The sequence below is a fragment of the Sphingobium abikonense NBRC 16140 genome, from assembly GCF_001598335.1.
In the GTDB taxonomy this organism is placed as follows: Bacteria; Pseudomonadota; Alphaproteobacteria; order Sphingomonadales; family Sphingomonadaceae; genus Sphingobium; species Sphingobium abikonense.
Map to the genome: position 1 here is coordinate 104,825 of NZ_BCYT01000003.1, position 17,417 is coordinate 122,241.

Genomic DNA, 17,417 nt, shown 5'->3' on the forward strand with positions numbered 1-17,417 from the left:
GCATGAGCCGCAGGACCGGCGGCGCGCTCGATGGCGTCGACCATATCATCCAGTCGGTGGGCGATATCCTGGGCACGCCGATCGGCACGCGCGTCGGCCGCCGCGACTATGGATCGCTGCTGCCCGACCTGATCGACCAGCCCATGACCCCCGCGAACATCCTGCGCCTCTACGCGGCGACCGCCGTCGCCCTGACCCGCTGGGAAGACCGGCTGCATTTGCGCCGGGTCAGCCTGTCCGCCGGCGAAAACCGGGGCGCGGCGAAAATCATCATCGACGCCGACCGAACCGACCTTCCCGCCGCCAATGCCCGCACCCGCCTCGTCCTGCCTCTCTCCCTCTAGTCAAAGGAAACCCTCATGCCGTTCAAGCATGGTATCACCGTTACCGAGATCAATGAGGGCGCCCGCACCCTCACCGCCGTTTCCACCGCCATCATCGGCCTGGTCGCCACCGCCGACGATGCCGACGCGGCGACCTTCCCGCTCGATTGCCCCGCGCTGATCACCGACATTGAGGCGGCGATCGGCGATGCCGGCACCGAAGGGACGCTGGCGAAGTCGCTGCGCGCCATCGCCGACCAGACCCGCCCCGTCCTGATCGTCGTGCGCGTGGCCGAGGGGGCCGACGCCGCCGAAACCAACGCCAATGTCATCGGCACCACCGGCGGGGACGGGATCAAGACCGGGATGCAGGCGCTGCTGGCGGCCGAAGGCCAGCTGGGCGTGAAGCCGAAGATTCTCGGCACGCCCGGCCTTGAGACGCAGGCCGTCACCGCCGCGCTGGTGGTAGTGGCGAAGAAGCTGCGCGGCTTCGTCTATGCCCGCGCGATCGGCGAGACGGTCGCTGCGGCCACCGCCTACCGCGCCGGCTTCGCCGCGCGTGAACTCATGCTGCTGATGCCTGATTTCGTCGTGTTCGATACGGTGGCGGCGGCCAATGTGCAGAGCTTCGCCGCTGCCCACGCCATGGGCCTGCGCGCGCTGATCGACACCCAGACCGGGCCGCACAAGACGCTGTCCAACGTCGCGGTGCAGGGCGTGGTCGGCCTCAGCAAGGATATCCATTGGGATATCGAGGATCAGGCGAGCGAGGCCGGTCTGCTCAACGCCGCGCAGGTGACGGCGCTGATCCGGGGCGGGACGGGCTATCGCTTCTGGGGCAACCGCACCACATCGGACGATGAACTCTTCGCCTTCGAAAGCACGGTGCGCGTCGCGCAGCTGCTGACCGATACGATCGTCAAGGGGATGCTCTGGGCGCTCGACAAGCCGCTGACCCCGGCGCTGGCGAAGGACATCATCGAAACCATCAACGGCTTCGGCCGCCAGCTGAAGGCGCAGGGCATCGTCCTGGGCTTCAATGCCTGGTTCGATGAGGCGAACAACAGCAAGGCCAGCCTGTCCGCCGGCAAGCTGCGCATCGACTATGACTATACCGTGCCGCCGCCGCTCGAAGACCTGACCTTCGGCCAGCGCATCACCGACAGCTATTTCGCCGACTTTGCGAGCCAGCTGGCCGAAACGGCCTGATCCCCGCCCCGCTATTCCCCCTTTCACGACAGGAGTTTCCGATGGGCCTGCCCCGCACCCTCAAGAACATGAACCTCTTCAACGAAGGTCTCGCCTATGGTGGCGAGGCCAAGACCGTGTCCCTGCCCACCCTCACCCGCAAGATGGAGGAATATCGCGGCGGCGGCATGAACGCACCGGTCATGATGGACATGGGCATGGAGGCCATGGAAATGTCCTTCACCGGCGGCGGCCCGCTGCGCGACGTGCTGCGCCAGTGGGGCGTGCCGACGATCGACGGCGTCTATCTGCGCTTTGCCGGCGGCTATCAGCAGGACGACAGCGGCGCGGTCGACGCGATCGAGGTCATCGTGCGCGGCCGCTATTCCGAGATCGAGATGGGCGATCAGGAAGTCGGCGAGCCGGGCGAGTTCACCGCCACCATGGCGCTGGCCTATTACAAGCTGGTCTGGAACGGCCGCACCGAAATCGAGATCGACCCCATCAACATGATCGAGATTGTCGGTGGCGTCGACCGCACCGCCGAACTGCGCGCCGCGATCGGCAGCTACTGACCCTGCGGCCCGGCGCCGCGCCGGGCCAGCTCCCTTCCCCTGACCACCGGAGAGCATCATGTCCGCGCCCACCACGCCCGAATTTCGCACCATCACGCTCGACGCGCCGATCGTGCGCGGCGAACAGACCATCGAAACCCTCCAGCTGCGCAAGCCCAAGTCCGGCGAACTGCGCGGCCTCTCCCTGGTCGATCTGGGCCAGTTGAAGGTCGACGCGCTGACCAAGCTGCTGCCCCGCATCGCCATGCCCGTCATCACAGAGGCGGACGCGGCCAATATGGAGCCGGCGGACCTGCTCGCCTGCGGCGCGGAGATCGGCAGTTTTTTGCTTCAGAAGTCGCAGCGCACGGCGCTCCTCGATCAGTAGATGATGCGATGGCGGACGTCGCCATCATCTTCCACTGGCCGCCCCAGGCCATGGACGGGATGGACCTGTCCGAACTGATGGGCTGGCGCGCGCAGGCCGCGCGCCGCTCCCAACACCCTGAGAAACCCGGAAAGCGATAATGGCCGACAGGAACCTCCGACTACAGGTCATTCTTGAGGCGCTGGACAAGGTGACGGCGCCGCTCAAATCCATCACCGGTGCGTCGTCCGCCGCGCGCAAGGATCTGGCGAAGACGCAGGAGGAACTGAAAAACCTCGACGCGCTGCAAAAGCAGGTCGGTCGCTTCAAGTCCGCGGAATCCCGCTTCGCCGATGACACCCGCCAATATCAGGAGACGCAGGCCAAACTGGCGGCCCTGCGCGACCAGCTGGAGGCGACCGAAAAGCCGACGAAGAAGCTGCGCACCGAGTTCGAGCGCGCGGAGAGACAGGCCGCCGCGCTTGCCACCCGCCTCGACAGCGGCGGCGCGGAATTGCAGCAGCTGTCGGCGAAGCTGTCGGCCGCCGGCATCGACGTCGCCGATCTGGCCTCCCATGAAAACCGGCTCGCCGATCGCACCGCCGACGCGAACCGGGTCTTGCGCCAGCAGGCCGCCCAGCTGGAGAAGGTCAACCAGGCGAAACGCGACAGCGAGAAGCTGAACGACGTCAGCAACAAGGCCACCGGCATGGGCCTGGGCATGATCGCCGCTGGCGCCGCCGCCGGCACGCCGATCGTCATGGCGGCCAAACAGGCGATGACGCTGGAAAGCGCCATGGCCGACGTGCGCAAGGTCACGAACATGGCGTCGCCCCAGATCGATCGCATGTCGAACGACTTCCTCGACATGAGCGAGCAAATCCCGATGGCGGCCAGCGAACTGGCGACTATCGCCGGCGCCGCCGGCGCGGCAGGCGTCGGCATGGACAAGTTCGGCAAGCCGATGCGCGATCAACGCGAGCAACTGCTCGCCTTCACTACCGATGCGGCCGAAATGGGCGTGGCCTTCGACATGACGGCCGACGTCGCGGGCGAGACGATGGCCAAGTGGCGCACCGCCTTTGAACTGCCTCAGGAGGGCGTCCGCGCCCTGGGCGACGGCGTCAATGCTCTCACGAATCGCTTTGGCGGCAAAGCGGCCAATGTCACCGACATCATCACCCGCATCGGGCCGCTGGGCAAGGTCGCCGGCCTGGCCGCGCCGGAAATCGCGGCATTGGGTTCGACCCTCGATTCCATCGGCATCCCCAGCGAAGTCGCCGCCACCGGCATCAAGAACACGATGCTGGCCCTGACCAAGGGCGAAGCAGCGACCAAGGGCCAGCAGGAAGCCTATAAGGCGCTGGGGCTGGAGGCGACCGACGTCGGCAAGCGGATGCAGAAGGATGCCGCCGGCGCGATCATTGACGTCATGGAGCGCATCGGCAAGCTGGACCCAGACAAGCAGTCGGGTATCCTGACCCAGCTATTCGGATCGGAAAGCGTCGCGGCCATTGCGCCCATGCTGACCAATCTCGACGGGCTGAAACAGCGGCTCGCCCTGGTCGGTGACGCCAACAAGACCGCCGGCTCCATGCATGGGGAATTTCTCAACCGCATCGCCACCACAGAGGGCGCGGCGGGCCTCGCGAGCAATGCCCTGTCGGGTCTCAACATCACCATGGGCAAGGCGCTGCTGCCGACCGTGGTCAAGGTCTCCGAATATGTGGGCGCCGCCGCGTCGGCCGTGCGCGGTTGGGCGCAGGAACATCCGCTGCTGGCGAAGGGCATCATGATCTTCATGGGCGTGGGGGCGGCGCTGCTGATCCTGCTCGGCGGCATCGCGCTCGCCTTCGCCGCCCTGACCGCCGCCGCCGCGCCGCTGGGCATCGCCCTGGGGCCGTTGCTGCTGATCGTCGCGGCCATTGCCGCCGTCGCGGCCGCCGCCTTCCTGATCTACGATAATTGGGGGGCGATTGCCGGATGGTTCGGCGGGTTGTGGGGCAGCATCAAGGCCATAGTGTCCGGCGCGATCGGCTTTCTAATCAACGCCTTCCTGTCCTTCCACCCGCTCGGCCTGCTGATCCGCGCCTTCATGCCCGCGCTCGCCTATCTCCGATCGCTCAACTTCACCGAGATCGGGCGGAACCTGATACAGGGGCTGATCAACGGCGTAACGGGGATGCTGGGCGCGCTGAAATCCACGATTGTCAATGCCGCAACCTCGGTCGCCAACTGGTTCAAGGAAAAGCTGGGCATCAACTCGCCATCGCGCGTGTTCGCCGGGCTGGGCGGCTTCGTCATGGCGGGTCTGGATCAGGGTCTAGCCGCCAATGCGGACGGGCCGCTGGCGCGCATCACCGACCTTTCGGGCCAGATGACGAGAGCCTTGAGCGTCGGCGCCGCCGGCGCGGCGGTCGCCGGCGCCGGCATGGCGATGGCGCAGCCCGCCGGCACCGCTGCCGCCCCGGCCGCCGCACCGATGCAGGCGACCTACAATATCACCATCCACGCCGGCGCGGCGCCCGCACAGGACATCGCCGACCAGGTGCGCGCCGCGATCGAGCAGATCGAGCGCGAACGACACGCGCGCGGCTTTGGCGACGATTGAGGGAGGCTTGCATGCACCTGATGGCCCTTGGCATGTTCCTGTTCCAGATCCCGACACTCGCCTATGACGAGATGCAGCGGAAGACACAGTGGCGTCATGCCCGCTCGACCCGTGTCGGCGCACGCGATGCCACCCAATATATGGGCGTGGGCGACGAAACGATCAGCCTATCCGGCTCGGTCTATGCCGAGATTGCCGATGGCCGTGTCTCGCTCGATGATCTGCGCGCCATGGCCGATGATGGCGAGGCGCTGCCGCTGGTCGATGGCGGCGGCAGCGTCTACGGCAATTTCGTGATCGAGGCGATCGATGAGCGCCACGCCTATCTGCTCGCCGATGGCGCGGCCCGCCGGATCGACTTCGCCATCGACCTGCTGCGGGTCGATGATCCCGCGCCCACCAACAGCGCCGGGGCTGCGGCGTGACCGATCGCATCAACAATATGGCGGACTGGCGGGTGACGCTGGACGGCGCGGACCTGACCGATCGGCTGCGCCCGCGCCTGGTGTCGCTGACCCTTTCGGAAAAGCGCGGCGATGAAGCCGACCAGCTGGATATTGTCCTGACCGATCATGACGGCGCGCTGGCCATCCCGAAGGAGGGCGCCGTGCTGCGCGTCCAGCTGGGCTGGAAACAGGGGCGCGATGTCACGGTCGGGCTGATCGACAAGGGCAGTTTCAAGGTCGATGACGTGTCGCACAGCGGCCCGCCCGACCAGATCACCATCAAGGCGCGCGCCGCCGACTTCACCAGCGCGATCAGGAATCGCCGCGCGCAAAGCTGGAAGAACACCACACTGAGCGCGGTCCTGCGCGAGGTGGCGGGGCGCAATGGCCTGACGGCCCGCATAGCGCCCGCGCTGGCGTCGATCGCGCTGCCGGCGGCCACACAGAGCCGGGAAAGCGATATCGCCTTCCTGCGCCGCCTGGGGCGGGAAAATGACGCCGTCGCCACCATCAAGGACAAGCATCTGATCTTCGCGCCCAAGGGCGCCGGCCAGACCAGCACCGGCCAGGCGCTGCCGACCCTGACCATTCGCCGCCGTGACGGCGATCGTCACCAGTGGCAGCGGCAGAAGCGCGACGGGCAGGAAGGCGTGACCGCGACCTGGCATGACAGGGGCAGCGCCAAGCGCCAGACCGTCACCATGGGCGCGGAAGACGGCGCTAAGAAGCTGCGCAAGGTCTATCCCGATCAGGCGTCGGCGCGCCGCGCGGCCAGCGCCGAACGCGACCGGATCAAGCGGGCGCCCGCGACCTTCGACATGAAGCTGGCGCTAGGCCGACCCGACGCCGTGCCCGAAGCCCGCATAGCGGTGACGGGGTTCAAGGCGGAAATCGATGCGACCCAATGGCTGGTTTCGGAAGTGACCCACCGGCTCGACAAGGCGGGCGGGTTCACCACCGATATCAGGATGGAGACGGCGGCCTGATCACGCCACGGATTTACGCAGCGCCTCATTGATTCGCGACTGCCAGCCCGGCCCACCGGCCCGGAACCGCTCCAGCACATCCTTGTCGATCCGCAGTGACACCTGTTCCTTGTTCGATCCGCGTGGGCGTCCGACTTTCGTTTTGGGGAAGGCTGCGGCCAGTTCAGGGAAATCGCTGATCGGGCGTGCTCGCGCGAAATCCTCTGCCGTCCACTCCGGGTTATCTTCGTCGAAAATGACAGGGCGTTCCTTAGACATGACGCTTCATCTCCTTCTGGTGCGCACGACGCAGGCTGATGACGCGAACCACCGATCCGCGCAGCGTCACGGCCGCGCAATAGTTCAGCCCGTCGATCAGGCCATAAATGCGGAAACGGCGTTCGGCGAACCGATCATCCTCAACAACGACTGCCTGCTCCAGATCGGCGGCCCGCGAGAGGGAAATGCCGTGCTTCTCGATATTGACGGCGTCCTTCGTGGGGTCGAACTCAATTTCCATGACAATTTATGTAGCTTCAAAAATAGGATGATGCAACATTTTTTGTAGATGCGAAAATGGCCGGGAAATATAATTCCCCGGCCACCCTCGAGCGTTTCAATTTCAATCAAAAGCAGGGCGTCAGCAGGCACCCGCCTGCTTCGCACCAAAGGTTGCTTCGCTCACCGTGTATTGGCTACCGGCACTGGAAGACAGTTGTTCAATAAGACCCTTGCAGGAGAAACCGCTCATTTCAAGATACTGCTTGGCGGAGCGTGCAGCCTGTTCTTTCCAGTCGATGTTCAAGCTATCGACCGCTACGGTCGCATCGGCAACAGCATAACCATTCCCGGCATCTGACGACAGTTGATCAATGAGACCGTCGCGCGAGAAGCCAGATATACTGATATACTGCTGTGCAGAGCGCGCTGCATTCTGTTGGGGTCCGGTTAGGTTGCTAGCTGATAATTCCATGACATCAGCCTGCCCTTGACCTTCACTGGATGGTTCCACCGTTGCAGAACCGCCCCTTTCCCCAGTCGGATTGCTAGCGGCGGGCTTCTGGTCTCCCCCGGCGATTGCGCCAATCACGATGAGCATGACAAGGATGCCAACCATGACCAAGCACCCCTTGCCCAGCCCCTTCCTTTTCAGCGGTGGCGCTGGCGCGGCCTTCACCTCGGCGGGTTGGCCGGTTTCGAAGCTATAGTGGCAGAAGCGGCAGATTTTGGCTTCCGCTTTCACCGCCTCGGCACATTGCGGACATGTCTTTTCGGTCATTATTTCCCCCCAGGGCCATGCAGTGCGAGGGGATAAATGCCGTTCAAGATACTTATCCACAAGGATTTTTTCTGGGCGGCGTTTACCTCTTTCCTACCGTTCCTTCTTTAGCCAGATGGGAACGAACAGGGAACATTCGGAGTGTGCGGAGTTGAGCGGGCTAGCGATCAGGTTGACGCCGGGATGTGATTTTGCCTGCCAGCCATGCACCGTCAGGTGCGCGACGATGGCGCAGCTGCGCGATGATCTCTGGCGTGAGATTGAGGCGCTTCTGCGTCTGCAGGTGATAAATCCCCGTTTGGATCGAGCACGAGAGGTCCACATGCTGCGATCCCAGATGGAAGCCGTCGAGCGAGAATTTCAGCGGCTTCGTCTTTCGTCGCCCCGTCAGGCACCAGCACGAGCAGGCTGCGGAACATGTCACGCAGCGCGGCCTCACTAGGAAGCGCAACCTTCATCGCGAAATACTGGACCGCAGCGGCGCGGGGCGCCCCCTGTTCAGCGTTCGGTACGCCCCGAAGCCAATCTAGTTCGACGCCGAGCGCTCCTGCAATTTCCGGCAAGAAACGGGACCGTTGGGTTTTACCAACCAATATCTGGCTGATCGCGCCTTGAGTGCATCCCGCAGCGTCGGCCAGTTCACTCTGGTCCATGTTTCGCGCGGCCATCGCTTCGCGCAGGCGGTCAGCAAGAACGGTCATTTCAATGTCATAGCCTAAAAATATTAGCTGGCTCATGCAGTTTGCTATTGCAGATATAATAGATAACTATTATTTCGGCCGCATGTCGCACGATGATCAAGCCCAATCATGGTATCAGGAGGCCCGCGCCGCTTTCCTCAGCGCGGTACGGATCGCCGAGGGGCAGGTGCGCTTCGCGAAGATTTGTCACTGCACGCAGGGCAATGTCTCGCAACTCATTCGGCGTGGGTCGCTGCTGCCTGGTCGCTTCGTCCTCAACGTTGAGGACGCCACAGGCGTATCCCGTCATGCCCTTCGTCCCGACATTTATCCCCTTCAAGCGCCCCGGCGGATCGAGTTCGGCTCCGATCAAGTCACGGTAGAGATCATACCTCCCGCGAACGATCATGTCGCTTGCGATCAGAGTGCGGAAACGCAACGAAAGGACATCGACTGATGCCTGCGCGCACCCATTCACAGGAGCCTGAAACCAGCGCTCCCACCTATGCCCTGCGCGGCCGTTTCGTGGCTAGCCAGCCCTTCCCCGTCGCCGCCGACTTGGTCGACCGCGGCCCTCCCGCTCCTGAATATGAAACGGGGTGGCCGCGCTGGTTCAGCAGCGCAGCCTTTACGCTGATCAGCATGGCAACCCTGTTCGCCATGTGCGCGATGGGCCGGGCGGGAGCGTGACAAAGGCCCGCGCCCCTCTCAGCTTCGCCCTGGCGATCCACGAAGCCACGCTCTTCCTCGGCATCCCCGTCGCGACCCGCGTGACGGGCCGCGCCAAGCGGACGCTGGAACTGTGGCGTGAGGGCGGCAAGCGGGCGACCCCGTCGCTCGCCCAGGCATTCGCCCTCGATCGCGCCTATGTCGAGGCGGGCGGGACCGGCTTGCCGCCGATCATCGCGAGCTACCTGCGCCAGATCGAAACGATCATGGTTAGCCCCGCCGCGTGCCGGGCCGGTCTGCTCTCCGACCTGGGCTATGTGGCGCGGGAATCGAGCGACGCCTTCGCCGCCAGCCTCGCCCTGACCCAGCCGGGTGCCAGCGCCACGGCGATCCACCACGCCATAGCGGAAGCCGAGCAATCGGAACGCGCCATCACGCGCCTGCTCGCCCGCCTCAAATCCTTCCTGCCCGGCAATAGGGCCGCGCTTGGGAAAACGGGGGAAAGCTGAATGTCCGGTCGACCAAATCAATTGCCACATGTGACCTGCCCAGCTTGCGGCGGGCGTGCTTTTGCGCGTTCGACGGGCAAGCGCAGCGCAACCTATCGGGAGGTTTATTACCACTGCCGCAATCCCGATGCCTGCGGCCACGAATTCGTGGTCGCGCTGGAAGCGATCCGGACGGTGAAGAGCAGCCGCTATCCCAAACCGCTGATCGTCCTGCCCATCAGCCAATGGCACGCCGCCGCCAACGATCGCGCCGCCAACGACGATGATCGCCCGCCCAACCAGCCCGCCGCCGATGCCGTAGAGATCTAGGCGGCTAAGAGCCGACCACCCCATCACTGACTGAAACCGTCCATCCGGCTGCCCCCGTTGCCGGAAACGCCCTTCCTTTGTCCAACGTCGGGAGTTTCGAATATGCGCCACGTCCATCTATCGCGCTCCGTTGCGGCCACCGCGATCATTCAGCCTTGGGACTATGTTGCCATGCGCCGCGCCGCTGCCGGCCTCACCATCGGGCAGGTCGCCGCCATGCTCGGCGGCCGGGCTTATGAACGTCATCTGCGCATGTTGGAAACGCCGGGCATGCGGCTGAAACTGATCGCCGATCTGACGATCGCGATGCCGTTCAATCACGATGTCTACCGCCAGTTGACCGATCTGCCGCCCCATCAGCATCCGCTCCTTTGCCAGCGCTGTGGCTGGGACGAACATACAGACGTCCCCGACCACCTCGACGGCCTCACCACCTGGTCGCGCGCAGACGAAGCGATCTGCACCCGCTGCGAGCAGCAGGCCGCCGCGTGACCCGCCTCATCAAGATTCTGCTCATCCTCGCCACCATCCTTGTCATGCCCTTCCGCATCGCCTGGGCACTGACCAACAAGAAGGGAAATTGACTATGTCTGGACCCAACGTCGCTGCCGACCACCTCCGATTGATGATTGAGCGCATCGAGCGCCTTGAAGAGGAGAAGAAAGGCATCGGCGACGATATCCGCGACGTATATCTGGAAGGGAAAGCGTCCGGCTACGATACAAAGATCATGCGGCAGATCATCCAGCTTCGGAAGATGCAGCCGCACGATCGTCAGGAGATGGAGGCGATCCTCCAGACCTATCTGTCCGCCCTCGGCATGGAATGATCGTCAGCGCCCGGCTTTTGGCAGGGCGCCCGTCCAAATGCGCCGCATTGACCCGGCGCCCTCCGAAACAGGAACCATCCCCCAATGGCATCGCCCCGCCCCCTCGACCCCGCCGTCGCGCGAATCGTCGAAGCCCTCGCCGATCTGCTGGTCGACCGCGACATTGCCCGGCTGCGCAACCGCCCCGCGCCCAAGTCTACCAACACCATCCGCGCTGTCGCCGCAGGAGGCCGCTGATGACGTCGCTGTCGATCGACCATCTGGACATGCGCGAAGACAAGGCTCTGACCATCGCCTTCAACAAGAAGACCGGGAAATGGTGGTCCGTCGTCGGCCGCGATCGTGGTCCCCAACGCGTCGTTGGGGAAGGCGACTCTCCCATCGCCGCGCTCGGTGATCTCCTCCTCCAGATGGGCCATCGGCCCGCCTCTGCGAACTGAGGCGGCCATGCCCATCGTCTGCCGATCCACGATCACCGGTGCCGCGATCCCTATGCCCGCCGAACGCGTGCCTTCGCGGCGCTGCGTTACGATCAACTGCCCCCGCCATACCGGGGTGCCCCTGCCGGCGCGCGACGAGACGAAGAGCGGGGAGCGCGCCGCCTGACCATGCGCACCATCCTTTACGCCCGTTATTCCAGCGACCTACAGAATGCCCTTTCGACCGTCGATCAGCTGGCCTCGCTGCGCGAACGCGCCGATCGCGAAGGGTGGACCGTCATAGACACCTTCGCCGACGAGGAAATCAGTGGCCGCGCCGGCATCGGCGAAATGCAGCGCCCTGGTCTGAACGCCATGCTGACCCGAGTCGAGCGCGGCGACGTCGACCAGATTCTTGCCGAAGCGACCGACCGAATCGCTCGGCACAGTGGCGACGCCCATGCAGTTCGCGAGCATCTGGAGCATTTCGGCGCCCGCCTCTTCACTTTGGCCGATGGGCATGTCGACGAAATCACCGGCACCATCAAAGGGCTGATGGATTCGCGCTTCCTCAAGGATCTGGCGGACCGCATCCGTCGCGGGCAACGCGGCCAGCATGGGCGCGGCTTCAATCCAGGCGGCTTGGCCTATGGCTATAACGTCGTGAAAAAGATCGGCGACGATGGCGAAATCGTGCGTGGCCTCCTTGAGGTGAACGAAGAGGAAGCGGCCATCGTGCGCCGCATTTTCGAAGAAACGCTTGCGGGCGTTTCCAGCAGAGCCATCGTTAAGGCGCTCAATGAGGAAGGCGTTCCCTCTCCCAGCGGCGGGCTATGGGCGACGAACGTCATCCATGGCGATCGCATTCGTGCCAACGGTATCCTGCGCAACAATCTCTATCGGGGTGTCATGGTCTACGGCCGCACCCGTCGCGCCTATCACCCGAAAACCCGCCGCTATGTCTCGCGCGTCAACCCCGTCAACGAGTGGCGATTCGTGGACGTGCCGCATCTGCGCATCGTGTCGGATGAACATTGGGCCGCTATCGAGGCGCACTATGCCGCGTTCGATGGCGACATTCGCACGAAGAAACGCCACCCGAAGCGTCTCCTTTCAGGCTTGGGCAAGTGCAGCGTCTGCGGCGGCACATGGACTGTCATCAGCCCGGAAAAATGGGGCTGCTCGACCGCAAAGAACAAACAGGCATGCACGAACACGCGAACCATTTCGACGGGCCTGTATGAAAAGCGCACGCTGGGCCACCTGAAGGCAATTCTTCTCAACCCGGATGCCATCGAACTCTTCGTCGAGCGGTATAACATTGGCATTCAGAAGCGGCGGGCGGAAGTTGGAGCGAATCGCGCGCCGCTTGAGAAGAACGCAGCCGACCTTCGCGCCAGGATATCACGCCTGGTCGACGCCATTGCGGACGGTGCCGGTGAATTTCAGGAATTCAAGGATCGTCTGCGCACTGCCCGCGCTGATCTGGCCAATGTCGAACAGCAGTTGCAGGCGCTGATTGAAGCGGCACCGATCGTGCTCCCACACGATCTGGCGGATCGCTACCGCACCATCATTGCCGAGCTGGACGTCGCCTTGGCCACCGAAGGCACCGCCCGCGAGCGCGCCGCATCCGCCATCCGAGAACTCATCGAAGCGATCACACTCAGCCCGAAGACCCAGGGTCGCGGTGTGGAAATTCAAGTCACTGGCCGCATGGCCAACATCATCAACCTAGCAAAGGATTCGGCTTAGGTATCTTCCCGTTGGCATCATTCCTCCGCTACCATTTCACCCGTTATTTCGCATATCATCCTTGCCAGCGCGGACAAAGCGCGCCAATCACCCCCGCAAAAGGCGGCAAGGTGAAGAGGATTGCGGGCATATGAGCCTTTATGACGTTCTGATCGTGGGTGCGGGCCATGCCGGCGCCCAGGCGGCGATTTCGCTGCGGCAGTCGGGATTTGAAGGGTCGATCGGCATGATCGGCGACGAAAAGGACCCGCCTTATGAGCGTCCCCCGCTGTCCAAGGAATATTTCGCCGGCGACAAGCCGTTCGAGCGTATCCTGATCCGCCCCGCCGCCTTCTGGGAAGAGCGCAATATCGACATGCTGCTGGGCAAGCGAGTGAAAAGCGTCGATCCGGCAGGCAAGTTCGTGACCGTCGGGGGGGAGGAGATTGGCTATGACAAGCTGATCTGGTGCACCGGCGGCAGCCCGCGCATGCTGACCTGCAATGGCGCGGAAGCCAATAACGTCCATGCCGTGCGTCGCCGCGCCGATGTCGATGCGATGATGGCCAAGATGGACAGCGTCCGGCACGTGACCATCATCGGGGGCGGTTATATCGGGCTGGAAGCGGCGGCCGTGCTTACCAAGTTCGGCAAGACGGTCGTGTTGCTCGAGGCGCTGGACCGCGTACTGGCGCGCGTGGCGGGCGAGCCGCTGTCGCGCTTTTACGAAGCGGAGCATCGCGCCCATGGCGTCGACCTGCGCACCGGTGCGCGGATGGATTGCATCGAGGTCGCTGACGGTAAGGCGACGGCCGTGCTGATGGCCGATGGCGAGCGGATCGAAACCGACATGGTGATCGTGGGCATCGGCATCGTGCCAGAAACCGGGCCGCTGATCGCGGCGGGCGCGGTCGGTGGCAATGGCGTTGACGTCGATGAATATTGCCGCACATCGCTGCCCGACATCTATGCGATCGGCGATTGCGCCGCGCACGCCAACCGTTTCGCTGGCGGGGCGACGATGCGGCTGGAATCGGTGCAGAATGCCAATGACCAGGCGAAGACCGCCGTCTCCCACATCGTCGGAAAAGGCGAGCCCTACAATGCGGTGCCCTGGTTCTGGTCGAACCAATATGATCTGAAGCTTCAGACGGTGGGGCTATCCACAGGCTTTGATGATGTGGTGGTGCGCGGCGATCCCGACAGCCGCAGTTTTTCCGTCGTCTATCTGAAAGGCGGGAAGGTGATCGCGCTCGACTGCGTCAATGCGGTCAAGGATTATGTGCAGGGGCGCGCCCACGTCCTGTCAGGGGCGGCGCTGGATACGCAGCAGCTAGCCGACCCGGCCATTCCGCTGAAGGAAGTGGGGCTTGCCTGACGCGTATCGGGGCAGGAGGCGGTTCGGTATGCTAAGTGCTGACCGGAGTGCAAAAGCCCTGGTCGCTTCACCCCTATGCTGAGGGGCAAAGCGTAGGCGAAGGACGCCCGCTGAATGTCAGCGGGTCGGTTCCAGCCGCAGGCGCGCCGCCTTGTTCATCATATCCTCGATCCGCGCAGCGCCATCGACATTGGCGCGGATGACCTGCCAAGGGTCGACGCTTTGCGCGAACCGCATGCCGCACAAATCACCGCGCGACCACATGATACGCGCTTCCATGTCGATATCCTTCGCCTTCAGCCGTACCGTCGTGCCGATGCGAAAACCATCGCGATGTTCCAGCAGGCAACCGCCAGCCGACACATCGCCCACGATAACCTTGCGGCAATCCTCGCCCTCGATCAGTTCCGCTTCGAACGCGGTGACGAAGCGAGCATGACGACGCCGATCGAAACGTGCCGCCAATTCCGTGATAGTCATCGTTCCGCACCTCCGAAAATACGCCGGCAGCCTCTACAGGCCTCAGTGGCAAGACCCCGAATCTGGCAGTCAATCCTTAACAACTGGTAACGCAATCCAATCGTCGCGGCCGGACGAGTGTCTGGCGCGGGCAGGCGAAAACGCGCCATGAAACGACGCTGCTGAAGGATCAGCCGCCGGAACCTGCCTGGATAATCAAGGTCCAAAAGGAACTGATCGCGCTCTGATCGCTTCTGGGATCATCCCCCAGACACAAAGGAGCAACAAATATGGGCAGCGCGCGTCCCATGGGCCGGACATCCATCGCGGCCATGATCCTGGGCGGGGTCATCGCCCTTATTGGCCTGGTGCTGGCTGGGGGCGGTGCATGGCTGCTGATCGAGGGGGGCTCGGCCTATTACCTGATCACCGGCGTCGCGATGCTGATATCGGGCGTTCTGCTGATCCGCGGGCGCTTGGCGGGCGCTTGGCTGTATGTCGCCATCTTCCTTGCCACAATGGTCTGGGCCTTGTGGGAAGTGGGCACGCGTCCATGGGCGCTGGTGCCGCGCGTGGTTGCGCCGCTGGTGCTGCTGGTCGCCGTGCTGCTGGTCATGCCGACGTTGACCCGGCGGCCGGGGCGCTGGACATGGGCCGGCATTGGCGTAGTCGGGACTATTGCGATCGCCACGATCTTCGGCTGGAGCATCGCAGGCAATTATATCCCGCCAGTCAATGGCCAGTTGCCCGGCGCGCGCTATGCCATGACCGATCCTTCGCTGGGGCAGGTCGGCAATGACTGGCCGGCCTATGGCGGCACATACAGCGCGCGCCGCTATTCGCCGCTGGCGCAGATCACGCCGGCCAATGTCGGCGAACTGAAGCGGGCATGGACCATCCACACCGGGGATATGCCCAGCGCTGCAGCGAAGGGCACCTATGGCGCGGAAACGACGCCGCTCAAGATCGGCAATACGTTGTATCTGTGTACGCCAAAAAGTATGGTGCTGGCGCTCGATCCGGTGACGGGCAAGCAGAAATGGCGGTTCGACCCGGGCGTCAAGGATGACGCCATTCCCTATACTGCCGCCTGCCGTGGCGTGAGCTATTATCAGGTGCCCGGCGCAGCGGCCGATACGCCCTGTGCGCAGCGCATCATCCTGGGCACGCTGGACGCGCGGATCATCGCCCTTGATGCGCGGACGGGTCGTCAATGCCGGGATTTCGGTCAAAATGGCCAGGTGCGCATTACCGACGGCATGGGGCAGGTGAGCCCTGGCTATGTGTCGATCAATTCGCCGCCCACCATTGTGCAAGGCGTGGTCGTGACCGGACATCAGGTGCTCGACGGCCAGAGCCGCTGGGAGCCATCGGGCGTCATTCAGGCCTATGATGCGGTGACGGGCAAGATGCGCTGGGCCTGGGACATGATGCACCCTGAACGCAGCGGTCCGCCGCCCGCTGGCCAGACCTACACGCGTGGCACGCCGAATATGTGGACCATCGCGTCGGGCGACGAGAAACTGGGTCTTGTCTACCTGCCGATGGGCAATGCGTCAGCCGACTATTATAGCAGCCTGCGCCGCCCGGAGGAAAATCGCTATGCGACGTCGCTGGTCGCGATCGACGTCAAGACGGGGAAACCGCGCTGGACCTTCCAGGCAGTGAAGAAGGACGTGTGGGACTATGATTTCGGCGCGCAGGCGACGCTGGTGGACTTTCCCACGTCCAGCGGATCGGTACCCGCGATGGTGCTGCCCAGCAAGCAGGGCGACATCTATGTGCTTGATCGCCGCACCGGCAGGCCGCTGACGCCGATCGGCCAGATCAAGGCGCCGGGCGGTGGCGTCGAGCCGCAGGATCGCGCGCCGACCCAGCTTGTGTCGCTCTATCATGATCTGCGCAAGCCTGACCTGACCGAAAAGGATATGTGGGGCATGTCGCCGATCGACCAGATGATCTGCCGCATCCAATTCCGCGAGGCGAGCTACAAGGGCTTCTTCACGCCGCCCGAGGCCGACCGACGGTCGATCGAATATCCGGGCTATAATGGCGGGACCGACTGGGGCGGCATCGCAGTCGATCCGGCGCGCGGGGTGATCGTTGCCAATTATAACGACATGCCCAACTATGTCCGGCTGGTGCCGCGCGCCAAGGCCAATGAACTGGGCTGGGCGCCGCGCAATCAGGCGCGGGGCAAGATTGGCGGTGCAGAAGGGGCTGGCGACCCGCAGGCGCACACGCCTTATGCGATCGACGTCAATGCGGGCTGGCGGCTGAAATTTACCGGCATGTTATGCAAGCAGCCCCCTTATGGCGGCATCCGGGCCATCGACCTCGCCACCGGGCGCACCATCTGGGACCGGCCATTTGGTACGGCGCGCACCAATGGCCCCTTCGGCATCCCCTCCATGCTGCCGCTGACCATTGGCACGCCCAATAATGGCGGCGCAGTCGTCACCAAGAGCGGCCTCATCTTCATCGCCGCCGCCACCGACAATCTGATCCGCGCCATAGACCTACGAACCGGCAAGACGCTGTGGTCCGATACCCTGCCGGGCGGCGGGCAGGCGACGCCCATGACCTATAGCCAGAATGGCAAGCAATATCTGGTCATCATGGCGGGCGGGCATCATTTCATGGAAACGCCGGTCAGCGATCAACTGGTCGCCTATGCTCTGCCCTGAGCAGTTGTTTC

At 63.9% G+C, this 17,417-nt stretch carries 24 protein-coding genes and 1 pseudogene; 20 read left to right on the forward strand and 5 right to left on the reverse strand.

What is annotated here, in order from left to right; all coding sequences use genetic code 11:
* Positions 1 to 2: 2 nt before the first annotated feature.
* The 8 genes from SAB01S_RS04295 to SAB01S_RS04330 are packed head-to-tail and all read left to right on the forward strand — an operon-like array spanning position 3 to position 6,475.
* Positions 3 to 344, forward strand: a complete 342-nt coding sequence (locus SAB01S_RS04295; protein ID WP_369405238.1) for a GPW/gp25 family protein — start codon at positions 3 to 5, stop codon at positions 342 to 344.
* 15 nt (positions 345 to 359) lie between these two features.
* A complete protein-coding gene (locus SAB01S_RS04300) occupies positions 360 to 1,532 on the forward strand; it encodes a phage tail sheath subtilisin-like domain-containing protein (protein WP_062731899.1) in 1,173 nt (390 codons plus the stop codon).
* Between the two features lie 41 nt (positions 1,533 to 1,573).
* Positions 1,574 to 2,086, forward strand: coding sequence for a phage major tail tube protein (locus SAB01S_RS04305; RefSeq protein WP_062731900.1), 513 nt, complete (start codon positions 1,574 to 1,576; stop codon positions 2,084 to 2,086).
* 58 nt (positions 2,087 to 2,144) lie between these two features.
* Positions 2,145 to 2,453, forward strand: coding sequence for a phage tail assembly protein (locus tag SAB01S_RS04310; RefSeq protein WP_062731901.1), 309 nt, complete (start codon positions 2,145 to 2,147; stop codon positions 2,451 to 2,453).
* Positions 2,454 to 2,461: 8 nt separating this feature from the next.
* Entirely contained in the window at positions 2,462 to 2,593 is a 132-nt protein-coding gene (locus SAB01S_RS04315) for a GpE family phage tail protein (protein ID WP_062731902.1), read from the forward strand.
* Positions 2,593 to 5,043, forward strand: a complete 2,451-nt coding sequence (locus SAB01S_RS04320) for a phage tail tape measure protein (RefSeq protein ID WP_062731903.1) — start codon at positions 2,593 to 2,595, stop codon at positions 5,041 to 5,043. Before SAB01S_RS04315 ends, SAB01S_RS04320 begins: the two co-directional genes overlap by 1 nt.
* 11 nt (positions 5,044 to 5,054) lie before the next feature.
* Complete coding sequence (locus SAB01S_RS04325) at positions 5,055 to 5,468, forward strand: phage tail protein (protein ID WP_062731904.1); 414 nt, start codon at positions 5,055 to 5,057, stop codon at positions 5,466 to 5,468.
* Entirely contained in the window at positions 5,465 to 6,475 is a 1,011-nt protein-coding gene (locus SAB01S_RS04330) for a contractile injection system protein, VgrG/Pvc8 family (protein WP_083951153.1), read from the forward strand. Before SAB01S_RS04325 ends, SAB01S_RS04330 begins: the two co-directional genes overlap by 4 nt.
* On the opposite strand, the gene SAB01S_RS04335 is transcribed toward SAB01S_RS04330, so the two are convergent.
* From SAB01S_RS04335 to SAB01S_RS18030, 4 genes are all read right to left on the reverse strand, one after another.
* Positions 6,476 to 6,733: a BrnA antitoxin family protein gene (locus SAB01S_RS04335; RefSeq protein WP_062731905.1), complete on the reverse strand. Its 258-nt coding sequence runs from the start codon at positions 6,731 to 6,733 to the stop codon at positions 6,476 to 6,478.
* Positions 6,726 to 6,974, reverse strand: a complete 249-nt coding sequence (locus tag SAB01S_RS04340) for a BrnT family toxin (protein ID WP_062731906.1) — start codon at positions 6,972 to 6,974, stop codon at positions 6,726 to 6,728. The genes SAB01S_RS04335 and SAB01S_RS04340 overlap by 8 nt, the downstream gene beginning before the upstream one ends.
* A gap of 120 nt (positions 6,975 to 7,094) precedes the next feature.
* Positions 7,095 to 7,733: an Ltp family lipoprotein gene (locus SAB01S_RS04345; protein ID WP_218016144.1), complete on the reverse strand. Its 639-nt coding sequence runs from the start codon at positions 7,731 to 7,733 to the stop codon at positions 7,095 to 7,097.
* A 212-nt stretch (positions 7,734 to 7,945) separates the two neighbouring features.
* Entirely contained in the window at positions 7,946 to 8,470 is a 525-nt protein-coding gene (locus tag SAB01S_RS18030) for a helix-turn-helix domain-containing protein (protein WP_083951155.1), read from the reverse strand.
* A gap of 46 nt (positions 8,471 to 8,516) precedes the next feature.
* Here SAB01S_RS18030 and SAB01S_RS04350 point away from each other — a divergent pair, with 46 nt between their 5' ends.
* The 11 genes and pseudogenes from SAB01S_RS04350 to SAB01S_RS04390 all read left to right on the forward strand — a co-directional run bounded on the left by SAB01S_RS04350 (position 8,517) and on the right by SAB01S_RS04390 (position 14,260).
* Entirely contained in the window at positions 8,517 to 8,870 is a 354-nt protein-coding gene (locus tag SAB01S_RS04350) for a YdaS family helix-turn-helix protein (protein ID WP_083951175.1), read from the forward strand.
* The gene (locus SAB01S_RS04355) at positions 8,870 to 9,103 is read left to right on the forward strand and encodes a hypothetical protein (protein ID WP_062731907.1); all 234 of its coding nucleotides are present in this window, start codon (positions 8,870 to 8,872) and stop codon (positions 9,101 to 9,103) included. The genes SAB01S_RS04350 and SAB01S_RS04355 overlap by 1 nt, the downstream gene beginning before the upstream one ends.
* On the forward strand, positions 9,100 to 9,591 hold the full coding sequence (locus tag SAB01S_RS04360; protein ID WP_157078278.1) for a hypothetical protein: 492 nt from the start codon (positions 9,100 to 9,102) through the stop codon (positions 9,589 to 9,591). The genes SAB01S_RS04355 and SAB01S_RS04360 overlap by 4 nt, the downstream gene beginning before the upstream one ends.
* A gap of 30 nt (positions 9,592 to 9,621) precedes the next feature.
* Positions 9,622 to 9,900: an ogr/Delta-like zinc finger family protein gene (locus tag SAB01S_RS04365; RefSeq protein ID WP_062731909.1), complete on the forward strand. Its 279-nt coding sequence runs from the start codon at positions 9,622 to 9,624 to the stop codon at positions 9,898 to 9,900.
* Positions 9,901 to 10,002: 102 nt separating this feature from the next.
* The gene (locus tag SAB01S_RS04370; RefSeq protein ID WP_062731910.1) at positions 10,003 to 10,392 is read left to right on the forward strand and encodes a hypothetical protein; all 390 of its coding nucleotides are present in this window, start codon (positions 10,003 to 10,005) and stop codon (positions 10,390 to 10,392) included.
* Between the two features lie 94 nt (positions 10,393 to 10,486).
* On the forward strand, positions 10,487 to 10,729 hold the full coding sequence (locus SAB01S_RS04375; RefSeq protein WP_062731911.1) for a DUF2312 domain-containing protein: 243 nt from the start codon (positions 10,487 to 10,489) through the stop codon (positions 10,727 to 10,729).
* A gap of 84 nt (positions 10,730 to 10,813) precedes the next feature.
* Positions 10,814 to 10,966 (forward strand): hypothetical protein, encoded by a 153-nt coding sequence (locus SAB01S_RS18405; RefSeq protein ID WP_157078279.1) that lies wholly within the window; start codon positions 10,814 to 10,816, stop codon positions 10,964 to 10,966.
* Complete coding sequence (locus SAB01S_RS04380) at positions 10,966 to 11,169, forward strand: hypothetical protein (protein ID WP_062731912.1); 204 nt, start codon at positions 10,966 to 10,968, stop codon at positions 11,167 to 11,169. The genes SAB01S_RS18405 and SAB01S_RS04380 overlap by 1 nt, the downstream gene beginning before the upstream one ends.
* Before the next feature lie 168 nt (positions 11,170 to 11,337).
* Positions 11,338 to 11,646, forward strand: a pseudogene (locus SAB01S_RS19010) (recombinase family protein); the annotation flags it as partial.
* 165 nt (positions 11,647 to 11,811) lie between these two features.
* Positions 11,812 to 12,903 (forward strand): recombinase family protein, encoded by a 1,092-nt coding sequence (locus tag SAB01S_RS04385; protein WP_245646407.1) that lies wholly within the window; start codon positions 11,812 to 11,814, stop codon positions 12,901 to 12,903.
* A 130-nt stretch (positions 12,904 to 13,033) separates the two neighbouring features.
* Entirely contained in the window at positions 13,034 to 14,260 is a 1,227-nt protein-coding gene (locus SAB01S_RS04390) for an NAD(P)/FAD-dependent oxidoreductase (protein ID WP_062731914.1), read from the forward strand.
* Between the two features lie 117 nt (positions 14,261 to 14,377).
* Here SAB01S_RS04390 and SAB01S_RS04395 read toward each other — a convergent pair whose 3' ends face one another.
* Positions 14,378 to 14,740 carry a PilZ domain-containing protein gene (locus SAB01S_RS04395; protein WP_062731915.1) on the reverse strand — a complete coding sequence of 121 codons (363 nt, stop codon included), beginning with the start codon at positions 14,738 to 14,740 and terminating at the stop codon, positions 14,378 to 14,380.
* 269 nt (positions 14,741 to 15,009) lie between these two features.
* Here SAB01S_RS04395 and SAB01S_RS04400 point away from each other — a divergent pair, with 269 nt between their 5' ends.
* Positions 15,010 to 17,406 carry a membrane-bound PQQ-dependent dehydrogenase, glucose/quinate/shikimate family gene (locus SAB01S_RS04400; RefSeq protein WP_062731916.1) on the forward strand — a complete coding sequence of 799 codons (2,397 nt, stop codon included), beginning with the start codon at positions 15,010 to 15,012 and terminating at the stop codon, positions 17,404 to 17,406.
* The last annotated feature ends 11 nt before the right edge of the window (positions 17,407 to 17,417 follow it).

Excerpts from the sequence above, each read along its gene's own strand:
- SAB01S_RS04295 (WP_369405238.1), top strand. The coding sequence starts at position 3 with ATGAGCCGCAGGACCGGCGGCGCGCTCGATGGCGTCGACCATATCATC.
- SAB01S_RS04300 (WP_062731899.1), top strand. The coding sequence starts at position 360 with ATGCCGTTCAAGCATGGTATCACCGTTACCGAGATCAATGAGGGCGCC.
- SAB01S_RS04305 (WP_062731900.1), top strand. The coding sequence starts at position 1,574 with ATGGGCCTGCCCCGCACCCTCAAGAACATGAACCTCTTCAACGAAGGT.
- SAB01S_RS04310 (WP_062731901.1), top strand. The coding sequence starts at position 2,145 with ATGTCCGCGCCCACCACGCCCGAATTTCGCACCATCACGCTCGACGCG.
- SAB01S_RS04315 (WP_062731902.1), top strand. The coding sequence starts at position 2,462 with ATGGCGGACGTCGCCATCATCTTCCACTGGCCGCCCCAGGCCATGGAC.
- SAB01S_RS04320 (WP_062731903.1), top strand. The coding sequence starts at position 2,593 with ATGGCCGACAGGAACCTCCGACTACAGGTCATTCTTGAGGCGCTGGAC.
- SAB01S_RS04325 (WP_062731904.1), top strand. The coding sequence starts at position 5,055 with ATGCACCTGATGGCCCTTGGCATGTTCCTGTTCCAGATCCCGACACTC.
- SAB01S_RS04335 (WP_062731905.1), bottom strand. The coding sequence starts at position 6,733 with ATGTCTAAGGAACGCCCTGTCATTTTCGACGAAGATAACCCGGAGTGG.
- SAB01S_RS04340 (WP_062731906.1), bottom strand. The coding sequence starts at position 6,974 with ATGGAAATTGAGTTCGACCCCACGAAGGACGCCGTCAATATCGAGAAG.
- SAB01S_RS04345 (WP_218016144.1), bottom strand. The coding sequence starts at position 7,733 with ATGACCGAAAAGACATGTCCGCAATGTGCCGAGGCGGTGAAAGCGGAA.
- SAB01S_RS18030 (WP_083951155.1), bottom strand. The coding sequence starts at position 8,470 with ATGAGCCAGCTAATATTTTTAGGCTATGACATTGAAATGACCGTTCTT.
- SAB01S_RS04350 (WP_083951175.1), top strand. The coding sequence starts at position 8,517 with ATGTCGCACGATGATCAAGCCCAATCATGGTATCAGGAGGCCCGCGCC.
- SAB01S_RS04355 (WP_062731907.1), top strand. The coding sequence starts at position 8,870 with ATGCCTGCGCGCACCCATTCACAGGAGCCTGAAACCAGCGCTCCCACC.
- SAB01S_RS04370 (WP_062731910.1), top strand. The coding sequence starts at position 10,003 with ATGCGCCACGTCCATCTATCGCGCTCCGTTGCGGCCACCGCGATCATT.
- SAB01S_RS04375 (WP_062731911.1), top strand. The coding sequence starts at position 10,487 with ATGTCTGGACCCAACGTCGCTGCCGACCACCTCCGATTGATGATTGAG.
- SAB01S_RS18405 (WP_157078279.1), top strand. The coding sequence starts at position 10,814 with ATGGCATCGCCCCGCCCCCTCGACCCCGCCGTCGCGCGAATCGTCGAA.
- SAB01S_RS04380 (WP_062731912.1), top strand. The coding sequence starts at position 10,966 with ATGACGTCGCTGTCGATCGACCATCTGGACATGCGCGAAGACAAGGCT.
- SAB01S_RS04390 (WP_062731914.1), top strand. The coding sequence starts at position 13,034 with ATGAGCCTTTATGACGTTCTGATCGTGGGTGCGGGCCATGCCGGCGCC.
- SAB01S_RS04395 (WP_062731915.1), bottom strand. The coding sequence starts at position 14,740 with ATGACTATCACGGAATTGGCGGCACGTTTCGATCGGCGTCGTCATGCT.
- SAB01S_RS04400 (WP_062731916.1), top strand. The coding sequence starts at position 15,010 with ATGGGCAGCGCGCGTCCCATGGGCCGGACATCCATCGCGGCCATGATC.